The organism is Gluconobacter vitians, assembly GCF_015244565.1.
GTDB lineage: Bacteria > Pseudomonadota > Alphaproteobacteria > Acetobacterales > Acetobacteraceae > Gluconobacter > Gluconobacter vitians.
Window position 1 is genome coordinate 1 of sequence record NZ_JABCQG010000063.1, and the last position, 2,275, is coordinate 2,275.

The 2,275-nt window shown below is 56.4% G+C and carries 2 protein-coding genes; both read left to right on the forward strand.

What is annotated here, in order from left to right:
- Positions 1-533 precede the first annotated feature (533 nt).
- Positions 534-1,493 (forward strand): RNase A-like domain-containing protein, encoded by a 960-nt coding sequence (locus HKD24_RS14985; RefSeq protein ID WP_194260954.1) that lies wholly within the window; start codon positions 534-536, stop codon positions 1,491-1,493.
- A 64-nt stretch (positions 1,494-1,557) separates the two neighbouring features.
- Positions 1,558-1,839, forward strand: a complete 282-nt coding sequence (locus HKD24_RS14990) for a hypothetical protein (RefSeq protein WP_194260955.1) — start codon at positions 1,558-1,560, stop codon at positions 1,837-1,839.
- Positions 1,840-2,275: the final 436 nt, after the last annotated feature.

The following is a 2,275-nucleotide window of genomic DNA, read 5'->3' on the forward strand; positions in this document are numbered from 1 at the left end:
CAGATGCGCCGCATCGCAACCCGCTACGACAAAACAGCATTGTCCTTCATGAGCTTCCTCAACCTCGCCGCCGTAAGGCTTTGGATCAGGTCTTTTGTCAACGTGACCTAGCCTGAAATTAAATCTGAAGCCAAGGAAACCTGATTGGAACTATCTTGGGGCATCTTTCCGCAATAATGAGGTGCTCCTATTTTTCCCTGATTGAACCGCCCCTAAATAGCCCGTCTGATGTACGATATGGGATCCGGCAGGCAGCTACCGCCTCTTTTCGGACATTTGGCGTGTCGTTGGCCTGACTACAAAGCTGACATCAAACCAACCCTGATTCGGCGGCACGTTCGTTGGCTGCTCAAATCGCACGCGTTCTGCTACTGATGCAGCTAGATCGGAAGTGAACTGTTCCCTCCGTCACTTCCCGCACATCTAATGATTGCTTGATGTCGATGCCCATATCGGGCGCCGACCGTACACGCGACACGCCAAGCCCGCCCTTACCGGCGGGCTTTTTTTGTGTCCGCATCACAGGACATTCCATGCCCGATACGGATCAGCATCCCGCCCTGACCTTCGTCATGAGCGCCCATCACCTGCTCGACGTCGTCAGGCAACATCTCCCCAGTCAGGAAACGGTAATCCGTCTCGACGGGCTCGCGCGAACCGGCTTTGGGGCGGCGGAGGTGGCTACGGGCGCTGCCCTGTTCGCCGACCCGGACCCGATCTTCAGCAAAATCGGCGGAGCGGCGTTGATCGCCCATGGAGTGGACACTATCGAAGCGGGAAACCGCGCCTGGACCACGGGTCGGGCGACGCCGACGATGACCGAGCGGGCCGCCCGGGCCGCCGCCCTGATGGCCCATGCCTCACCGATCGTGGTCGATGTGGTGGGGGCGACCGCCGATGCAATCGTCCCTGCGAGCATGCTTCACATGGTCGGGGAGTTTGCCGCGACGCGGGCGATCCGGGTCGCATCGGCGGATGTGCGTTACCTCACCTTCGATCATGGCGACATCTTTCCGGAGCATTTTCATCAGCCTGCTCCGGAGTTCGGGCGGCCGGCTAACCAGAACCTGAGCCGGCTACCTCATAGGCGAGACAGTCTGGACCTCGACCATCATGAGGCGCCGCCCCATAATCGTAAGGCAGGCGGCCATGTACTTTCCAAGCATGTCAATCCGACGAAGGAGTATGTCGAACGCCGGCTTAACAAGGAGCGCCGACCCGTCGTATCCTTCTTCACGTCGAAGCACGAGGCGGAGCAAACGATCCATCGAGTCTTGCAAGACAATGCGCGCCAGATTGATGAGTGGCTCAAGACCGCTGGCCCCGGGGAGCAGATCGACATCGCAAGTAATATTTCGGGACGAGGAACGGTCGTCATTCATCAAGCGGATCGAGTGCAACGGGAGGCGCGGCGAGCTGAGGTCAGGATCAAGAACACCGAACATAATGGAATGGTCTATCATGTTTTCACCGTCAAACTTCACGCACAGTGATATCCGGGAAGCTTTCCCGAGATTATCCAGTTTAGGATCCGGGCCTCTAGGCGAAGACGCCGATATGTATGGCGACACGCTGGATGAGGCCATTCAAGAGGGGGCGTCCTGCCACGGCCTCCAGTTCAATCTGGAGGCGATCAAGGAATTACAGAGGCTCTTGTCCTTTACCGACGAGCAGATCGGCCAAATTACCCACACATGGATCTTACTCTCAATCGATGTCACCGCTGATGATACCGAGGCGACATTCAAAGGCAGATATCTCACGTATCGCGCATTCTGGGAGGCTGTTTTGCGTGCTTTCGAAAACGATCCCAAGGTTCAGGAACATAGGAGAACCTGACCTCGGTCTATGATCATGCGATGTCGGCTATCGATACTCAGATCCCGAAACCAGACAGACCGCTCTCCCCCCAAATCCGTCTGTCTGCTCCAAGATTTAAGCCGACAGGCGGCAGTCGCCCTCATCTCGAACATACGTGCCGATAAACAGATTCACACATAGCGGACATAAGCATCCGAGTTTTCGCGGCTGAATTTAGGCCGGAAACGGAACCTCGGCTTGGAAGGTTGCCACCATCCAACAGCTGCCATGTTCGGGAGGTTGCAATCGAACGAAGCTGTTCGCCATCTCTTAAGTAGGCATCGCTTATGACTCTAGGGCCTGTTAGAGGTGGTCCCGTCTGTTCGGACAGTTTTTGGATTTGAATAAGCTATACCCGGTTATTGTTATGCCGCCATTCTGACGGCGTTGCTGTTGGCCCTCTGGTCCGGGGTTA